The 15,695-nt window shown below is 62.1% G+C and carries 15 protein-coding genes; 7 read left to right on the top strand and 8 right to left on the bottom strand.

Translation table 11 applies throughout. From position 1 onward, the window contains the following. Window positions 1-232 precede the first annotated feature (232 nt). The 4 genes from RPE78_RS11420 to RPE78_RS11405 form a co-directional block, all read right to left on the bottom strand. Window positions 233-856 carry a thermonuclease family protein gene (locus tag RPE78_RS11420; protein WP_406720611.1) on the bottom strand — a complete coding sequence of 208 codons (624 nt, stop codon included), beginning with the start codon at window positions 854-856 and terminating at the stop codon, window positions 233-235. 233 nt (window positions 857-1,089) lie between these two features. Continuing rightward, the gene (locus RPE78_RS11415) at window positions 1,090-1,689 is read right to left on the bottom strand and encodes an HNH endonuclease (protein ID WP_339107075.1); all 600 of its coding nucleotides are present in this window, start codon (window positions 1,687-1,689) and stop codon (window positions 1,090-1,092) included. Window positions 1,690-1,907: 218 nt separating this feature from the next. Then, on the bottom strand, window positions 1,908-2,570 hold the full coding sequence (locus tag RPE78_RS11410; RefSeq protein ID WP_406720610.1) for an alpha/beta hydrolase: 663 nt from the start codon (window positions 2,568-2,570) through the stop codon (window positions 1,908-1,910). Next, window positions 2,567-3,199 carry a DNA-3-methyladenine glycosylase 2 family protein gene (locus RPE78_RS11405; RefSeq protein WP_339109497.1) on the bottom strand — a complete coding sequence of 211 codons (633 nt, stop codon included), beginning with the start codon at window positions 3,197-3,199 and terminating at the stop codon, window positions 2,567-2,569. Before RPE78_RS11405 ends, RPE78_RS11410 begins: the two co-directional genes overlap by 4 nt. An 81-nt stretch (window positions 3,200-3,280) precedes the next feature. On the opposite strand from RPE78_RS11405, the gene RPE78_RS11400 reads away from it, so the two are divergent. The 5 genes from RPE78_RS11400 (at window position 3,281) to pgi (ending at window position 8,892) form a co-directional block, all read left to right on the top strand. Next, window positions 3,281-4,498, top strand: a complete 1,218-nt coding sequence (locus RPE78_RS11400; RefSeq protein WP_406720609.1) for an MFS transporter — start codon at window positions 3,281-3,283, stop codon at window positions 4,496-4,498. Further along, on the top strand, window positions 4,495-4,968 hold the full coding sequence (locus RPE78_RS11395; protein ID WP_406720608.1) for a DUF2478 domain-containing protein: 474 nt from the start codon (window positions 4,495-4,497) through the stop codon (window positions 4,966-4,968). The genes RPE78_RS11400 and RPE78_RS11395 overlap by 4 nt, the downstream gene beginning before the upstream one ends. Before the next feature lie 128 nt (window positions 4,969-5,096). After that, the gene (gene zwf / locus RPE78_RS11390; RefSeq protein WP_339107071.1) at window positions 5,097-6,569 is read left to right on the top strand and encodes a glucose-6-phosphate dehydrogenase; all 1,473 of its coding nucleotides are present in this window, start codon (window positions 5,097-5,099) and stop codon (window positions 6,567-6,569) included. Then, window positions 6,569-7,240, top strand: coding sequence for a 6-phosphogluconolactonase (pgl, locus tag RPE78_RS11385; RefSeq protein WP_339109496.1), 672 nt, complete (start codon window positions 6,569-6,571; stop codon window positions 7,238-7,240). Before zwf ends, pgl begins: the two co-directional genes overlap by 1 nt. A gap of 47 nt (window positions 7,241-7,287) precedes the next feature. After that, on the top strand, window positions 7,288-8,892 hold the full coding sequence (gene pgi / locus RPE78_RS11380; protein ID WP_339107070.1) for a glucose-6-phosphate isomerase: 1,605 nt from the start codon (window positions 7,288-7,290) through the stop codon (window positions 8,890-8,892). A 424-nt stretch (window positions 8,893-9,316) separates the two neighbouring features. Here pgi and RPE78_RS11375 read toward each other — a convergent pair whose 3' ends face one another. The 3 genes from RPE78_RS11375 to RPE78_RS11365 form a co-directional block, all read right to left on the bottom strand. Next, the gene (locus tag RPE78_RS11375; protein ID WP_406720607.1) at window positions 9,317-10,582 is read right to left on the bottom strand and encodes an arabinose transporter; all 1,266 of its coding nucleotides are present in this window, start codon (window positions 10,580-10,582) and stop codon (window positions 9,317-9,319) included. Window positions 10,583-10,785: 203 nt separating this feature from the next. Next, on the bottom strand, window positions 10,786-11,334 hold the full coding sequence (locus tag RPE78_RS11370) for an RSP_2648 family PIN domain-containing protein (protein ID WP_339107068.1): 549 nt from the start codon (window positions 11,332-11,334) through the stop codon (window positions 10,786-10,788). Next, window positions 11,334-12,527 carry an RSP_2647 family RNA methyltransferase gene (locus tag RPE78_RS11365; RefSeq protein WP_406720606.1) on the bottom strand — a complete coding sequence of 398 codons (1,194 nt, stop codon included), beginning with the start codon at window positions 12,525-12,527 and terminating at the stop codon, window positions 11,334-11,336. Before RPE78_RS11365 ends, RPE78_RS11370 begins: the two co-directional genes overlap by 1 nt. A gap of 230 nt (window positions 12,528-12,757) precedes the next feature. On the opposite strand from RPE78_RS11365, the gene edd reads away from it, so the two are divergent. Further along, entirely contained in the window at window positions 12,758-14,578 is a 1,821-nt protein-coding gene (edd, locus tag RPE78_RS11360; protein WP_339107066.1) for a phosphogluconate dehydratase, read from the top strand. A gap of 21 nt (window positions 14,579-14,599) precedes the next feature. Beyond that, window positions 14,600-15,241: a bifunctional 4-hydroxy-2-oxoglutarate aldolase/2-dehydro-3-deoxy-phosphogluconate aldolase gene (eda, locus tag RPE78_RS11355; RefSeq protein WP_339107065.1), complete on the top strand. Its 642-nt coding sequence runs from the start codon at window positions 14,600-14,602 to the stop codon at window positions 15,239-15,241. A gap of 170 nt (window positions 15,242-15,411) precedes the next feature. Here eda and RPE78_RS11350 read toward each other — a convergent pair whose 3' ends face one another. After that, a complete protein-coding gene (locus RPE78_RS11350; RefSeq protein WP_406720605.1) occupies window positions 15,412-15,690 on the bottom strand; it encodes a hypothetical protein in 279 nt (92 codons plus the stop codon). Window positions 15,691-15,695: the final 5 nt, after the last annotated feature.

Below are 15,695 nucleotides of genomic sequence, written 5' to 3'. Positions count from 1 at the left end.
CGGGTATTTTACGATCGGGACATTTCAGGCAATCCTGCTTCGGCTTTTCGGCGAAGGGGAGCCATGCCGATCTATCCGCGTCACGGGCACGGCCTGCACAAGGCGGCTCCGTTCAAGCCCAGCCAGACCGGATCATCCAGCGTTCACGGCGATACCACTCGCATTCGCAGCAAGCTTGGGTAGGGATCGCACCCTATCGCAGCGCCCTGCCAACATCTCGGACGTCTTGCCACTAGGGTCTGCGTTCCGCCTCTTTTAACGCGTCAAACTTTTCCCAGACACTCATACGGCCTTTTTGTCGTGCCTCGGCAAGCCAAAGCTTCTTACGGACACCTTCAACCTCAAGATCACTGTATTTTCCGCCCGAAAACTTTGGCCAGTCGATAGCGAGTCCTTGCTTCACCAGCTCCGCAGAAAGATCACGACCATCGGGCAGAAAGCACGTTGCAACCGCGCGGCCATAGATGTCTTCCTCCGTCATCTCAGCGCGTATAATCTGGCCTTTGCACAGACGTATCATGGCCCATTTGGCTTTCTTGCCAAAGGGATGATGGAGTTCCGGTGCGTCTATTCCAAAGAGGCGGATTTGGGTCTTTCGTATGGTTATCGTGTCACCATCCGTCACATAGGCTGGCCCCTCCAGCACCCGCGGCGGCGCAACCGGACGCGCATGTGCCTCATCAAATGTCTCCCTCTGCTCTACCGCATCGGATTGTGACATATGAGGCTGAGCAGAAGGCGGGGTCTCTTCAAGAGCCGTCTGACGGACACGCGTTTCCTCAACAGGTTTTCTATATACCCGAGGATTGGGTCGATGGGTCGACTTAAAAAGAGCTTTTAAAAGAATTTTCCACATAGCAGGATTGTAAGAACGGCCCGCTTTCCGGGCAAGCGTATTACATTGAAAACAAAGGACAAGATCCGTAAATCTCTCGATAAATTATCTTCGATATTCCTGCCGACATTCCAATCCCCCTGCAACGGTTAGCGCGTTATCAGGCGACATGCGCAGTGCCGGAACCCAAACACTGGCAGCCCCCCCCCGCACCGCGCGGACGCCATATGACCGCGTCAAGCGTTATATGCCGATCATTCCTCAAGCTCCGCATCCCAATAGAGAAAATCCATCCAGCTTTTATGCAGATGCCCCGGCGGGAAGCGGCGACCGATGCGCAGCATGTCTTCGGAGCTCGGGCGTTTCGGCATCCGGCGCAGTTTCAGCCCGCAGCGCGAGAGCGGCTTGTTGGCCTTTTTCAGATTGCAGGGCGAACAGGCCGCCACCACATTCTCCCAGCTTGTCACCCCGCCACGCGAACGCGGAATGACGTGATCGAAGGTCAGATGATCCTTGCAGCCGCAATATTGGCATTCGAACTCATCCCTCAGAAAAAGATTAAAGCGCGTGAAGGCCACGCGCTTTCTCGGTTGAACGAACTCTTTCAACACCACAACAGAGGGAAGACGTATCTCGGTCCGCTGACTTCGCACCACCTCTTCATATTCGGCCAGTATCGTCACCCGATCCAGACACACCGCCTTGATGGCTTCCTGCCACGGCCAGAGCGATAACGGATAATAGCTCAGAGGCCGGAAATCCGCGTTGAGCACCAGCGCCGGATGACGCCGCAGCGATGCCGCCTCGCGGGTGAAATGGTGCCTGAAATCCGTCCTGTCTGCGTGGTCCAGCATTGTGCACTCCCTGTTCGCGCGGCGGAACATGCCCCGAAGGCGGGATCATGTCCGGGGCGCGGGGAACGCCCCAGCCGATAAATCAACTATATATGGCGTCAGCCATCTGGCAAGCCTCTTGATCTGGGCGCTTTCCCACGGGGGCGGGAAAGCGCGGCTTGCGGGATCAGGCTTAGCAATATTGCGCGACATTGCTGTGACAGCGGTCTCTCTGCCCGTTATTTCGGCAAATGCGCCTTGAGAAAGCCCAACGCCGCCGAAAGCCCGTCTGGCGCGATTCCATGCCCCGTGCCTTTTTCGACATGGGCATAGACCTCGAAGCCTGCGTCGATCAACGCCTGCCCCGCCTCGGCCATAGAGGCGAAGGGCACGACCTCGTCGGCATCACCATGACACAGCAGGACCGGCGGTCGCGAGACGACATCGGCGGCCAGAAGTTCGGGCCGCAAGAGCCTGCCCGAGAAGCCGACGACCGCCGCGACAGGCGCGGCGCGGCGCGGGGTCACCTGTAGGGTCATCATCGTGCCCTGACTGAACCCGATCACAGCCATCGCACTGGCCGGCAGACCGGTTTCCTCCATAATACCGTCGAGAAAGGCGTTCAGGTCTTGGGCCGCAGCCTCCAGACCGGCGCTGGCCTGCGCCTCGGTCGATCCGTCAAAGCGCGGGATCGGAAACCACTGGCGGCCAAAGGGCGAGGCGGCACAGGTTTCGGGGGCATCGGGCGCGATGAAAAGCGTGTCCGGCAGGTGATCGCCCAGCGGATCGGCCAGCCCCAGAAGATCGGCGCCGTCCGCACCATAGCCGTGCAGCAGCACGACCACTGACTTCACCTGCCCCGATTTCGGCCCCTTGCGGCCAGCTTTCAATACACGCGTCATGGCGACACCCCTTCCCGTTTCTTGCTATAGGCATAATAGGCCCAGAGCCCGCGCGCCGCGACAGACCGCCACGGCGCCCAAGCGGCCGCCATCTCGCGGAAAGCGCGCGGCTTCGGGCGCTCGGGCAGATCAAACAGCATTCGGGCGGCCTCCGCCAGTGCCAGATCATCGGCGGCGAAGATATCGGCGCGGCCAAGCGCGAACATCAGATACATCTCCACTGTCCAGCGCCCGATCCCCGGAAGCGGTAGCAACTGATCGAAGATCGCGGCATCGGAACAGGACCGCAGTCGGGTGAAGTCGATATCCGACTGCGCCAGCGCCTGTATATAACGGATTTTCTGCCGCGAGAACCCGCAGGCGCGCAGATCCTCGGGGGCGGCTATGGCCAAGGCGCGGCGTCCCCCGAGCCCCGCCGCCTCCAGACGCAGACGGATCGCATTGGCCGACGCAACCGAGACCTGCTGCCCCAGAATGGCATCACGCAGCGCCCCGAAGCCGTCGGCACGGCGGCGCAAGGGCCAAGGGCCGGTCTGCGCCAGAACATCGCCAAAGCGCGGCTCGAGACGCGCCAGACAGGCGGCCCCTTCGGCAATATCCTCCTCGGTCTCGATGATCCTCATATGCATCGCGGCAGCTTGGCGCAAAGCGGGGCGCTGCGCAAGAATGGCCGCTTGCCAGCCGCGAAAACCCGCCTTACGCATAGGGTTATGAACAGCTCTCTTTTCCTCCCGCGCGACCGGCGCAATACTCTGGTTCTGGTCCTTGCCCAAGCGATCCTCGGGGCGCAGATGCCAATGATCTTCACCATCGGAGGCCTGGCGGGACAGATGCTCTCCCCCAATGCCTGTCTGGCCACCCTGCCCCTATCGTTCATCATTCTGGGCTCGGTGCTGACGGCACAGCCGCTGTCGCGTTTCATGGGGCGGCACGGACGCAGACGGGGCTTCATCCTTGCCAATCTTGCGGGCGCTCTGGGGGCGGCCATCTGCGCAGGCGGGCTTTACTGGGGCAGCTTCCCGCTGTTTACCTTTGGCGCGCTATTCACCGGCGTCTATATGTCCTCGCAGGGGTTCTATCGCTTTGCCGCAACCGATACCGCCGCGCCCGAATTCGCCCCCAAAGCCATCAGCTATGTCATGGCAGGCGGGCTGGTGGCCGCCCTTCTGGGACCGCAACTGGTCAAGCTGACATCGGATGCCACCGTCGTGCCCTTCATGGCGACCTATCTGGTGATCATCGTGCTCAACCTTCTGGGACCGTTGCTCTTCAGCTTTCTCGACATTCCGCGTCCCGACCACCACGCGCAGGCCCGCGCCCCCAGAGGCCGCAGCAAAATGGAGCTGCTGCGCGATCCCGTGATCACCGTCTCGATCATCTGCGCGATGGTCTCCTATGCGCTGATGAACCTTGTGATGACCTCCTCGCCGCTGGCGGTGGTGGGCTGCGGCTTCACCCCCAATAATGCCGCCGATATCGTCTCGGCGCATGTGTTGGCGATGTATATCCCGTCCTTCTTCACCGGCCATCTGATCGCACGCTTCGGCGCGCGGGTGATCGTGGGGCTTGGGCTTTTCATCCTGATCTGCGCCGGAGCTGTGGCGCTTAGCGGGGTGGAGCTGATGCATTTCTTCGGTGCCTTGGTGCTGCTGGGGCTCGGCTGGAATTTCGGCTTTATCGGCGGCACGGCCATGCTGGCGCAAAGCTACGCCCCCGAGGAACGCGCCACCGTGCAGGGGGTGAATGATTTCATCGTCTTCGGCGGCGTCTTTCTGGCCTCGCTCAGCTCGGGCGGATTGATGAACTGCCTTGAGGGAGGCGATGCGCAGGCCGGATGGCAGGCGGTCAATCTGGCGATGGTGCCCTTTGTCACACTGGCAGGTGGTGCGCTGATCTGGCTGGCGCTGCGCCCGAAAGACGGCCGATGAGGCTGGGATATGTCCAGTCCGCCAAGCGGGGCATGACCGACCGCCTTCTGACCGAACTGGCCCTGAGGCTGCGACCGGATGTGGCCGCGCTTGTCAGCCCTGACCCGCAGGACAATCTGTTGCTGCACCTGTGGCCCGCCGATCTGCGCTGGCCGATCCGGCAGGATCTGGGCCGCGGGGCGGCGGCCTGCACATTGGACAGCACCGCGCTGGAGGGCGCCGTGTTCCGCCTGTCGCAAGACCTTGCCCGCCTGCCCTGCAACGTGCCGGTGATCTTGAACAAATTCGGACGGCAGGAGGCCGAGGGCCACGGCCTGCGACCGCTGATCGCGCAGGCCCTCGAGGCGGGACATCCGATCATCCTCAGCGTCCCGACCCAGACCGAAGCCGCATTTCACGCCTTTGCGGGGCCGCTTGCGGAGAAATTGGACCATGATATCCAAGGCCTTATCGATTTTTTGCGTGGCTAAGAGAAGATTCTTGCCCGCAGAATTTGCGCCTGCTCTCTTAGAGCACTAGACTTTCCTGTGCCGTTGTGGCCAATTGCGCCCCGTTAGCGCTATCACAGCTCAAGCGACGGTGTATTACGGAGGACCCCATGGTTTCGCGCATCATCCCGGTGGACGCATTCGATCTGGTAATTTTCGGTGCCACTGGCGACCTTGCCAATCGCAAGATCTTTCCGGGCCTGTTCCGCCGTTTTCTCGCGGGCCAGATGCCCGATGACGCCCGCCTGATCGGCGCGGCGCGCACCGAACAGAGCCGCGAGGAATTTCAGGCCCAGATCCGTGCGGCCATCAAGGAATTCGTGTCGCCCTCCAAACAGGATAGCGCGCAGATTGACGCCTTTATCAGCCGCCTGCATTATGTCCCGATCGATGCGCGTGGCGAGGCGGGCTGGCCCGAACTCAAGGCCCTGATCCGCCCCGAGGTGATCAATGCGTTCTACTTCTCGGTCGCGCCCGCACTTTTCGGGGATCTGGCAGAGCGCCTCAAAGCCTATGGCATTGCCGGTGACGACGCGCGCATTGTGGTGGAAAAGCCCTTTGGCCGCGATCTCGCCTCGGCAAGGGCGCTGAACAAATCGCTCGCCGAGCATTTCGAAGAACATCAGATCTACCGTATCGACCACTATCTGGGCAAAGAGACGGTGCAGAACCTGATGGCCGTGCGCTTTGCCAATATCCTCTTCGAGCCGATCTGGAATTCGCAATATATCGACCATGTGCAGATCACCGTGGCCGAAACCGTGGGCGTGGGGGGCCGCGGCAGCTATTACGACAAATCGGGGGCGATGCGCGATATGGTGCAGAACCACCTGATGCAGCTTCTGTGCATGATCGCGATGGAGCCGCCCTATCACTTCGACCCCGATGCCGTGCGCGACGAAAAGCTGAAGGTGATCCGCGCGCTGCAACCGGTGCCGCCGCAGGATATCGTGCGCGGGCAATATCTGGGCTGGCATCGCGAAGATCAGGACACCCCGATGCCCGGCTATCTGGAAGATTGCGAAGACCCGCATTCCAAGACCGAATCCTATATCGCGATGAAGGTGCATATCGCCAATTGGCGCTGGAAGAACACGCCCTTCTACCTGCGCACCGGCAAACGTCTGCGGGCACGCACCTCCGAGATCGCGATCACCTTCAAGGAACCGCCGCATTCGATCTTCGACGAGGCGGAAGGCTCGTGGCAGCCCAACCAGCTTGTCATACGCCTGCAACCTAACGAGGGCATGAACCTCAAGATGATGATCAAGGAACCCGGTCCGGGCGGCATGCGCCTGAAACAGGTGCCGCTGGATATGTCCTTTGCGCAGGCGCTTGGCGAGGAAGGCGCGGATATGCCCGATGCCTACGAGCGGCTGATCATGGATGTGATCCGTGGCAACCAGACGCTGTTCATGCGCGGCGACGAGGTTGAAGCGGCCTGGGCCTGGACCGATCCGATCATCCAAGGCTGGGAAGAGCGCGGGGATACGCCCCGCCCCTATGATAGCGGAACGACCGGCCCCGATGATGCGCTTATGCTGATGCATCGTGACGGGCGGCGCTGGAGACATATCAAATGATGGATTTCAAAACCTATCCCGACCGCGAATTGCTGATGGTCTCGCTGGCCGACAAGATCGCCAGCCAATTACGGGCCATTCTCGACCGCGAGGGCCGTGCGACGCTTTCGGTGCCCGGCGGCACAACGCCCGGCCCCGTCTTCGACATTCTCAGCGATATCGATCTGGATTGGGAACATGTGGCCGTTGTGCTGAATGACGAACGCTGGGTGCCGCTGTCGAGCCCGCGCTCGAACACTGCCCTGCTCTCGGAGCGGCTATTGAAAAACAAGGCCATCAAGGCCCGCCTCCTGCCGCTTTATGTCAATGCCCCCGTCCCCGAAGAGCGGCTGGATGCGCTGTCGGAAAACCTGCGCCCCAATCTGCCGATCTCGGTGCTGCTGCTGGGAATGGGGGCCGATATGCATACGGCCTCGCTCTTTCCCGGAGCGGACCGCCTGCAAGAGGCGCTCTCGGATGACGCGCCCGAACTGATGGCCCTGCGCGCCGAAGCCGCAGGCGAGCCGCGGATCACCATGACCGCGCGTGTGCTCAAGAATGCGATGCACACCCATGTGCTGATCACCGGCGAGGAAAAGAAGCGCGCGATAGAGGCGGCGCAGAATCTGCCCGTTGAACAAGCCCCGATCAAGTGTATTCTGCACAACGCAACCGTGCATTGGGCGGCGTAAGCTCGCGCTCAGATACACCGACACAGGGTCACACATAAGGAATTTCCATGAGCATCTGGCAAACGCTACGCAGCCACGCATCCGACGTGCGTGAGCGCCGCATTCTCGACCTGTTCAACGACAGCCGTGCCGAGAAGTTTAGCGCATCCTTTGGCCCCTTCCTGTTCGACTATTCGAAGACCAATATCGACACTTCTACCCGCCATCTTCTGGTCCAGCTGGCCGAGCAGTCGGGTCTGGCCGAAAAACGCAACGCCATGTTCTCGGGCGAGAAAATCAACGACACCGAAGGCCGCGCCGTGCTGCACACCGCATTGCGACGGCTGGAAAACGATGTCGAGGTCGATGGCGAGAACATCATGGGCGAGGTCCGCGAGACCTATGACCGCATGGTCCGTTTTGCCGATGATGTGCGTTCGGGCAAATTTCACGGTCATGGGGGCCGCATCACCGATGTCGTCAATATCGGCATTGGCGGCTCGGATCTGGGTCCGGCGATGGCCTGTCTGGCGCTGGCCCCCTATCATGACGGGCCGCGCTGCCATTTCGTATCCAATGTCGATGGCGCGCATATCCACGATACGCTGAAGGATCTCGACCCCGAAACCACGCTGGTGATCGTCGCATCGAAAACCTTCACCACCATCGAGACCATGACCAATGCGGAAACCGCGAAGGCATGGATGGCGAAAGACATCGAAGACCCTGCCGAACAGTTCGTCGCGCTTTCGACCTCGGCGGAAAAGACGGCGGCCTTCGGCATTTCTCCCGAACGCGTCTTCGGCTTTGCCGACTGGGTCGGCGGGCGCTATTCGATGTGGGGACCGATCGGGCTGTCGCTGATGATCGCCATCGGGCCGAAACATTTCCGCGATTTCCTCGCCGGTGCGGCCGCGATGGACCAGCATTTCTGCGAGGCCGGTTTCGAGGAGAACCTGCCTGTCCTGCTGGCGCTTGTCGGTATGTGGCACAACCAGTTCTGCGATTTCGCAACCCGTGCCGTGCTGCCCTATGACCAGCGCCTCTCGCGCCTGCCCGCCTATCTCCAGCAGCTTGAGATGGAAAGCAACGGCAAGCGTGTATCGATGGATGGCGAGGTGCTGCCCTATCATTCCGGCCCTGTGGTCTGGGGCGAGCCGGGCACCAATGGCCAGCACGCCTTCTACCAGCTGATCCACCAAGGCACGCGGATCGTTCCCTGTGAATTCATGATCGCCGAAAAGGGCCATGAACCCGATCTGGCGCATCAGCATATCCTGCTGGCGGCGAATTGCCTCGCGCAATCCGAGGCGCTGATGCGGGGCCGTTCGATGGATGAGGCCCGCAAGCTGATGGAAGCCAAGGGCTTTGAGGGCGAAGAACTGGAACGTCAGGCCGCACATCGCGTCTTCCCCGGCTCGCGCCCTTCGACCACGCTGATCTACCCGATGCTGACCCCCGAGGTCTTCGGCGGCATCGTGGCACTTTACGAACATCGCGTTTTTGTCGAGGGCGTGATCCTTGGCATCAACAGCTTCGACCAATGGGGGGTCGAGCTGGGCAAGGAACTCGCGCTGGCATTGCAACCTGTTCTGACCGGCGAGGCTGACGGAGCAGGCAAGGACGGTTCGACCCTGCGGCTGGCGCAGATGATCCGCGACGCACAAGACTAGACGCGCGACAGAGTGCCAAGCCCCCATCGGCCCGCCTTTCGCAGACATGACACAGCCGCCGGAACACCGGCGGCTGTTTTCATAGGTCGGACCGGTCGGGGGCGGATGCTACACGGCGACGTAGCCGCCACCGAGAAGTTTCGACACCGTCGTATCGTCATGTCTCATGACATGCCGCATATTGCAGAAGCATGCGTCGCACATTCCGGCGAAGAGATGCCGCCCCTATAGCGACAGCAAATCCGCCCTATGACCGCGACTTTGCCCGATCGAATGGATCATCGACATGATCCCATTCGATCGGGCAAAACCGAGACGCCCCAAGACCTGATGCCGCGCGTCTTCAACGCGGCTCTCATGGCCCCTGTAGCGCCCCCTCCGGATCGCCAGTTGTCCTTCGCCACAGGGCGCATGGAGATGACGGTCAGGTGCCGTGCACGGCAATCCGCGCCCCGCGCCGGAGCCACAGCACCATGCCCAGCCCCGACGCCGCCGCAATCGCCCCAATCAGGAAGATCGGCCCGTAGCCCGCACGGTCTGCCAGCATCCCTGCGACAGGCCCCGTCAGACCATAGGCAAGGTCCTGAAAGGCCGCGAACCCGCCCAAGGCCATGCCGCGCTGCTGTGGCGAGACAAGTGCCACCACCTCGCGCCCCATGGACGGGTAGATCATCGAACATCCCAGCCCCGTCATGAATGCCCCCAGCAAGGCAAGGCCGGACATATCCCCGCCCCAGATCAGCAACTGCCCGATAACCTCGACCCCGAGAGAGACCATCGCCACCGGCAGCCCGCCGATACGGTCGGGCAGATGGCCAAACAGCACCCGCACCAGCACGAAGCCCGCCCCGAAAGCGGTCAGACCAAGCCCAGCGCCCTGCCAGCCCTGCGCAAGGAAATAAAGCGAGAAGAACGCCCCGATCGCGGCAAAGCCGATCCCCTGTGCCAGAATGACAAAGCCATGTTTCCAGATCGTGCCGATCATGCTGAGGAAGGACCGCCGCATCGTAGCAGCATGCGGTGCCACACCGGGCATCTTGATAATCGCCAGAAGGCCGATCAGCGGCAAGAGGGCGCTGAAGGACATGACCGCACTGAATCCGCCGATATGGTAAAGCAGCAGCCCCAGCGGTGCCCCCGCCCCCAGCGCGCCATACATCGCAGCCCCCATGAACGCCATGACCCGACCGGCGCGGTGCTGTCCGGCCAGACCGATGCCCCATGCCACCATACTGACCGACACATAGCTTTCACCGACACCGACAATCGCCCGCCCCAACAACAGAACAGCCAGCGCCAGCCAAGGTTGCGCGCCCAAGACACCGGCGAGAATGCAGATCACCGCGCCCATCAGATAGAACCACAGCCCGCGCGCCATTGCCGGTTTAGGGCCGAGCCTGTCCGATACTCCACCCGCCCAAGCGCGGCTGAAGATGGTCGAGACAAAGGCCATACCGGCGGCAAGCCCGCCCCAGCCATTGCTCAGCCCGAGCCCTTTTACCACATGCACAGAGACCACAGGCAGCGCCATCGCCACACAGATATAGGCGAAAAACAGGATCACGCTCAACGCCAGCAGCAGCCGCAGGCCCTGCGCCTCGCTGACCACGGGCTTGGCCTCGGATGCTCCGTTGTGGACAGGCGGACCCGGGGGCGGATCGGCAATGATTTCGGAAAGTCTGTCAGACATGTTCTCACTCCGGTGTCTGGTCACATCGGCGGGAGAGCGGCGCAAGCCATGCACACACCCTCCCCGACCGAGCGGAAAGAAGGTGCGTTGCTTGACGTTAGACGCTTACGACCGAAGACGTCCGACCAAGATTGATCGCTCCGGCGTTTATGAGCTACCTTACGAAATTTGCCCCGTCAACCTGTTTGCGCAAGCGGCGCCGGTCAGGAGGCCGCCTCAAGCGCACGGCCAAGGCGCGATAGGCGGATACGTTTGAGAAGCGCACGCACGGGTTGGGGCTTGCCCGACAGGCGCTCGGCTTCCTGACGGACGGTCTCGACCACCTCGGCCACGGTGTCAGGATGATCCGACCACAAAGCCCAAAGCACGTCATCAGGGCTGCGACGATCCAGCCCTTCGGATTGCAGCACCCCACGCGGGAAATCCGCTGCATTCATTGTGACAATCGCATCTGCGTTTCCGGCAATGGCCGTGGCCAGAACATGGATGTCGTTTTCATCCGGTAGATGCAGGCGGTTCTCCAACCCCTCGTGACGGGCAATCATCGCCTGCGGGAAGCGGGCCTTCAACATGGCAACCTCACCCCGGGCGATAACCTCATCGGCCTCTCCACGACGGGCTGCCGCGCGCGCCCATTCCTCCAGCAGGCGCTCGGACCAAAGGGGCTGGTAAAGCCCCTTGGCCGCGACACCGATCAGGATCTCACGCAGGACCGTGGGATAGAGAACGCAGGCATCCAGAACCAGTTTCATCAGTCAAGCCGGAAGAAGAGAGACTTGAGGTAACCGCTTTCGGCCAGCTGCGGCAGCATCGGGTGATCAGCCCCCGCGAAACCGGTATGCAAAAGCTGGCTCGACCGCCCCGCCTTCCCGATGCCCCGCGTCGAGGCCGCACGGAAGTTCGACAGATCCGCCGCATGCGAGCACGAGCAGAGTACCAGATAGCCGCCCTTGGCCACCAGAGGGGCGGCCAGACGTGCCACACGCTCATAGGCGCGCAGACCAGCCTGAAGCGCGGGTTTTGCGGGCGCAAAGGCGGGCGGATCACAGATGACCACGTCATATTCCGCCCCTTCCGCAGCCAAAGCCTCCAGCGTGACAAAAGCATCGCCCTTACGGGTCGAGAACTTCTCTGCCATGCCCATCGCCTTGGCCCCCTGCTCGGCCAGATCCAGCGCCGAGGCCGACCCGTCCACCGACAGGGCCGAACGCGCACCACCCGCCAAAGCCGCCAAGGCAAAGCCGCCCACATGCGAGAACACATCGAGAACACGCGCCTCTTTCGACAGCGCCGCCGCAAAGGCATGGTTCGGGCGCTGGTCATAGAACAGGCCCGTCTTCTGCCCACCCATGACATCGGCCATATAGGTCGCGCCATTCATCTGCACCGCAACAGGCGCATCAACGCCCCCCTGTAGGGTCACCATCTCTTCAGGCAGCCCCTCCAGCGTCCGCGCACGCCCAGAGCCGTTCTTGATGACCGTCTTCACGCCCGTCACCTCGACCAGAGCACCCGACAGATCCTCGATCATCGCCTCGGCCCAAGCGGCATTGGGCTGGATCACCGCCACATCGCCGAAACGGTCGATAATCACCCCCGGAAGCCCGTCTGCCTCGGCGTGGATCAAACGGTAGAAAGGCGCGCCAAACAGACGGTCACGCATCTGCGCGGCCCGAGCGATCTTTTCCACCAGCCAAGCACGGTCAATCACCGCTTCGGCGTTGCGGTCCATCACGCGGCAGATGATCTTGGAATTGGGGTTCACCGTCACCAGCGCCAGCGGGCGGCGCGCATCATCTTCCAGCACCGCCATCGTTCCCGGAGCAATAGCCTTGGTGCGACGGTCCAGAACCAGCTCGTCCACATAGACCCAAGGAAAACCGTGACGGATGGCGCGGGCCTCTCCCTTGGGACGCAGACGGACGACGGGCAGATCGGTGGACATGGGGACGACTCCTTGGACGGCATTTGGCCTCTCCTATCCCCAATACCGCAGCGTTGCAAAGCCAAGAACGCCCCGAGCGTCTTGCCAAGCCCTCTCAAGGGGCCAAATATCAAACATTGTTCGATTGGTTGCACCGTTAGCGCTAACCGAGTAAAGTCGCCGCAACCACATATGCCGAGTCCCTACCCGCAAGAGCCGCGGCCCGTGTCAAACGATCAGGAAAGCCCATCATGACTGATACAGCCACCCCCCTCAATTCCACGATTGCCCGTGTGACCGACAGGATTCGCACGCGGTCCAAGGCGATGCGCGACGACTATCTGGCCCGTATCAACGAGGCGGCCTCGAAAGGTGTCGCCCGTGCCCATCTGACCTGCGGCAATCAGGCCCATGCCTATGCCGCGATGGGTGATGCGAAAGACGCGCTTGTGGGGGGGCGTGCGCCCAATATCGGGATCGTCACCGCCTATAACGATATGCTCTCGGCGCATCAGCCCTATGAGACCTTCCCGCAACTGATCAAGAAGGCCGCCGCCGAAGCCGGTGCGACCGCACAGGTGGCCGGTGGTGTGCCCGCCATGTGTGACGGAGTGACCCAAGGCCAGCCGGGGATGGAGCTGTCGCTGTTTTCCCGCGATGTGATCGCGCTGGCCTCTGCTGTCGCGCTGTCGCATAACACCTTTGACGCCGCGATCTATCTGGGGGTCTGCGACAAGATCGTGCCGGGCCTGATCATGGCTGCTGCAACCTTCGGCCATATTCCGGCGGTCTTCCTGCCTGCGGGTCCGATGACCTCGGGTCTGCCCAATGACGAGAAATCGCGCATCCGTAACCTCTATGCCACCGGCGAAGTGGGGCGCGAGGAACTGATGAAGGCCGAGATGGCCTCTTACCACGGTCCGGGCACCTGTACCTTCTATGGCACCGCCAATACCAACCAGATGCTGATGGAATTCATGGGGCTGCACCTGCCGGGCGCAAGCTTCGTCAACCCCAATACGCCCCTGCGCGAGGCGCTGACGGTTGCAGGCGCCAAACGTGCCGCCGAGATCACCGCTTTGGGCAATGACTACCGCCCCGCAGGCGAGATCCTTGACGAGCGGGCCTTCGTGAACGGGCTTGTCGGCCTGATGGCGACGGGTGGCTCGACCAACCTTGTGCTGCACCTGCCCGCAATGGCAAAAGCTGCCGGTATCGCGCTGGATCTGGAAGATTTTGACGATATCTCGGATGTGGTGCCGTTGATGGCCAAGGTCTATCCCAATGGTCTGGCCGATGTGAACCACTTCCACGCGGCGGGCGGTCTGCAATTCATGATCCGCGAGCTTCTGAAAGAGGGCCTGCTGAATGGTGATGCGAAAACCGTAGCGGGCGATGGCATGGCGCGTTACGCGCAAGAGCCCAAGCTGATCGACGGCCAGCTGACCTGGGAAGATGGCGCGGCAGAGACGCTGAACGACAAGATCCTGCGCCCCGCCTCTTCGGGCTTTGCCAAGACGGGCGGTCTGAAGCAGCTCAACGGCAATCTGGGCCGTGGCGTGATCAAGATCTCGGCGGTGGCCGAGGAACATCGCGTGGTCGAGGCCAAGGCGCGGGTCTTCAAGGATCAGGCCGAGGTGAAAGAAGCCTTCAACAAGGGCGAATTCACCGAGGACACCATCGTCGTCGTGCGTTTCCAAGGCCCCAAGGCCAATGGCATGCCGGAACTGCACTCGCTGACGCCGGTTCTATCGGTGCTGCAACAGCGCGGGCTGAAAGTGGCGCTGGTAACCGATGGCCGGATGTCGGGTGCCTCTGGCAAGGTGCCCGCGGCGATCCACGTCTCGCCCGAGGCGGCCAATGGCGGGCCTTTGTCGAAACTGCGCGATGGCGATATCGTCCGGCTGGATGCACCCAAGGGCGAGCTGACCTGCCTCTCGGCCGATCTGGACGCGCGTGAGCCGGTCGTCGAAGATCTCTCGGCCAATCACGTCGGTCTGGGCCGCGAACTTTTCGAGGCTTTCCGCAATCAGGTCGGCCCCTCGACCAGCGGCGCCGCCGTTGTCGTCTGATCATCACGAAAGGAGTCTCGCATGACCCCCGCAGAACAATCCGCCGCCTCCCGCAAGATTTGCGAACTGGCCCCCATCGTTCCGGTGATCGTGGTCAAAGAGGTCGCCCATGCGGTGCCTCTGGCCACGGCCCTTGTGAAAGGCGGCCTGCCCGCGCTGGAAGTCACCCTGCGTTCGGAGTGCGCGCTTGAGGCGATCCGCGCGATGGCCGATGTCGAAGGCGGCGTTGTGGGCGCTGGCACCCTGCTGACCCCCGCCGATGTGAAAGCCGCTAAGGCAGCGGGCGCGAAATTCGGCGTCAGCCCCGGCATCACCGATAATCTGATCAAGGCCTGCGCCGACGAGGGGCTGCCGCTGCTGCCCGGCACGGCAACGCCTTCGGATGTGATGAAGCTGCTGGAGCTTGGCTATGACATGGTCAAGTTTTTCCCCGCCGAAACCAATGGCGGCGCGCCCGCGCTGAAGAACTTCGGTGGCCCCTTGCCGCAGATGAGCTTCTGCCCCACGGGTGGTATCAACATGGGCAATGCCCGCGACTACCTGTCGCTGAAAAACGTGGTCTGCTGTGGCGGGTCGTGGGTCGCGCCTGACAAGCTGGTGCAAACGGGCGACTGGGCCGCTATCGAGACGCTGGCCCGCGAGGCGGCAGCCCTTACCGCCTGACGGCGGCACGACGCATCCCCCGATAGCCTTGCAAGGTCGCGCATAACTTGCGCGGCCTTTTCATGTGCGACCGCGGCCCTTCGCCGCGTCCCCACACAGCCAAGCGCCAAAACGGAACCAAGCGCCGAAATGGCCTGTCCCATTTCGGCACAGTTTCTTCGGGCCCGAAACTACTGGTCCTGATGCAGCCCCGCCCGACCCTGCGGAGTGTTTTGTGCCGCCGGAACCGGATCGGCCAGAACCTTTCCCAGAAGCTGATACATCGGATGCGTGCTCTGGGCGTGAAACTCTGCCAGAAGCACGCGGGCCGCTTCGGCGGGGCGGACATCCTGTGGCAGCTTCAACGCCCATTCCAGAATCAGAAATCGACAGGTTTCCGGCTCGATCAGCGCGCTGTCAAATGCCGTGCGGACATAGCCGCGCGGATCGGCACGGTGTAAGGGCAACATGGCGC

It is taken from the genome of Thioclava litoralis, assembly GCF_045278885.1.
Taxonomy (GTDB): Bacteria; Pseudomonadota; Alphaproteobacteria; order Rhodobacterales; family Rhodobacteraceae; genus Thioclava; species Thioclava litoralis.
This window is presented reverse-complemented; position numbering and strand designations above follow the sequence as displayed.

What these genes read in the sequence shown, in the direction of transcription:
- RPE78_RS11370 (WP_339107068.1), bottom strand. Translation starts at nt 11,334, where the DNA reads ATGAAACTGGTTCTGGATGCCTGCGTTCTCTATCCCACGGTCCTGCGT.
- RPE78_RS11375 (WP_406720607.1), bottom strand. Translation starts at nt 10,582, where the DNA reads ATGTCTGACAGACTTTCCGAAATCATTGCCGATCCGCCCCCGGGTCCG.
- zwf (WP_339107071.1), top strand. Translation starts at nt 5,097, where the DNA reads ATGGTTTCGCGCATCATCCCGGTGGACGCATTCGATCTGGTAATTTTC.
- RPE78_RS11365 (WP_406720606.1), bottom strand. Translation starts at nt 12,527, where the DNA reads ATGTCCACCGATCTGCCCGTCGTCCGTCTGCGTCCCAAGGGAGAGGCC.
- eda (WP_339107065.1), top strand. Translation starts at nt 14,600, where the DNA reads ATGACCCCCGCAGAACAATCCGCCGCCTCCCGCAAGATTTGCGAACTG.
- RPE78_RS11395 (WP_406720608.1), top strand. Translation starts at nt 4,495, where the DNA reads ATGAGGCTGGGATATGTCCAGTCCGCCAAGCGGGGCATGACCGACCGC.
- edd (WP_339107066.1), top strand. Translation starts at nt 12,758, where the DNA reads ATGACTGATACAGCCACCCCCCTCAATTCCACGATTGCCCGTGTGACC.
- RPE78_RS11350 (WP_406720605.1), bottom strand. Translation starts at nt 15,690, where the DNA reads ATGTTGCCCTTACACCGTGCCGATCCGCGCGGCTATGTCCGCACGGCA.
- RPE78_RS11420 (WP_406720611.1), bottom strand. Translation starts at nt 856, where the DNA reads ATGTGGAAAATTCTTTTAAAAGCTCTTTTTAAGTCGACCCATCGACCC.
- pgi (WP_339107070.1), top strand. Translation starts at nt 7,288, where the DNA reads ATGAGCATCTGGCAAACGCTACGCAGCCACGCATCCGACGTGCGTGAG.
- RPE78_RS11415 (WP_339107075.1), bottom strand. Translation starts at nt 1,689, where the DNA reads ATGCTGGACCACGCAGACAGGACGGATTTCAGGCACCATTTCACCCGC.
- RPE78_RS11400 (WP_406720609.1), top strand. Translation starts at nt 3,281, where the DNA reads ATGAACAGCTCTCTTTTCCTCCCGCGCGACCGGCGCAATACTCTGGTT.
- pgl (WP_339109496.1), top strand. Translation starts at nt 6,569, where the DNA reads ATGGATTTCAAAACCTATCCCGACCGCGAATTGCTGATGGTCTCGCTG.
- RPE78_RS11405 (WP_339109497.1), bottom strand. Translation starts at nt 3,199, where the DNA reads ATGCATATGAGGATCATCGAGACCGAGGAGGATATTGCCGAAGGGGCC.
- RPE78_RS11410 (WP_406720610.1), bottom strand. Translation starts at nt 2,570, where the DNA reads ATGACGCGTGTATTGAAAGCTGGCCGCAAGGGGCCGAAATCGGGGCAG.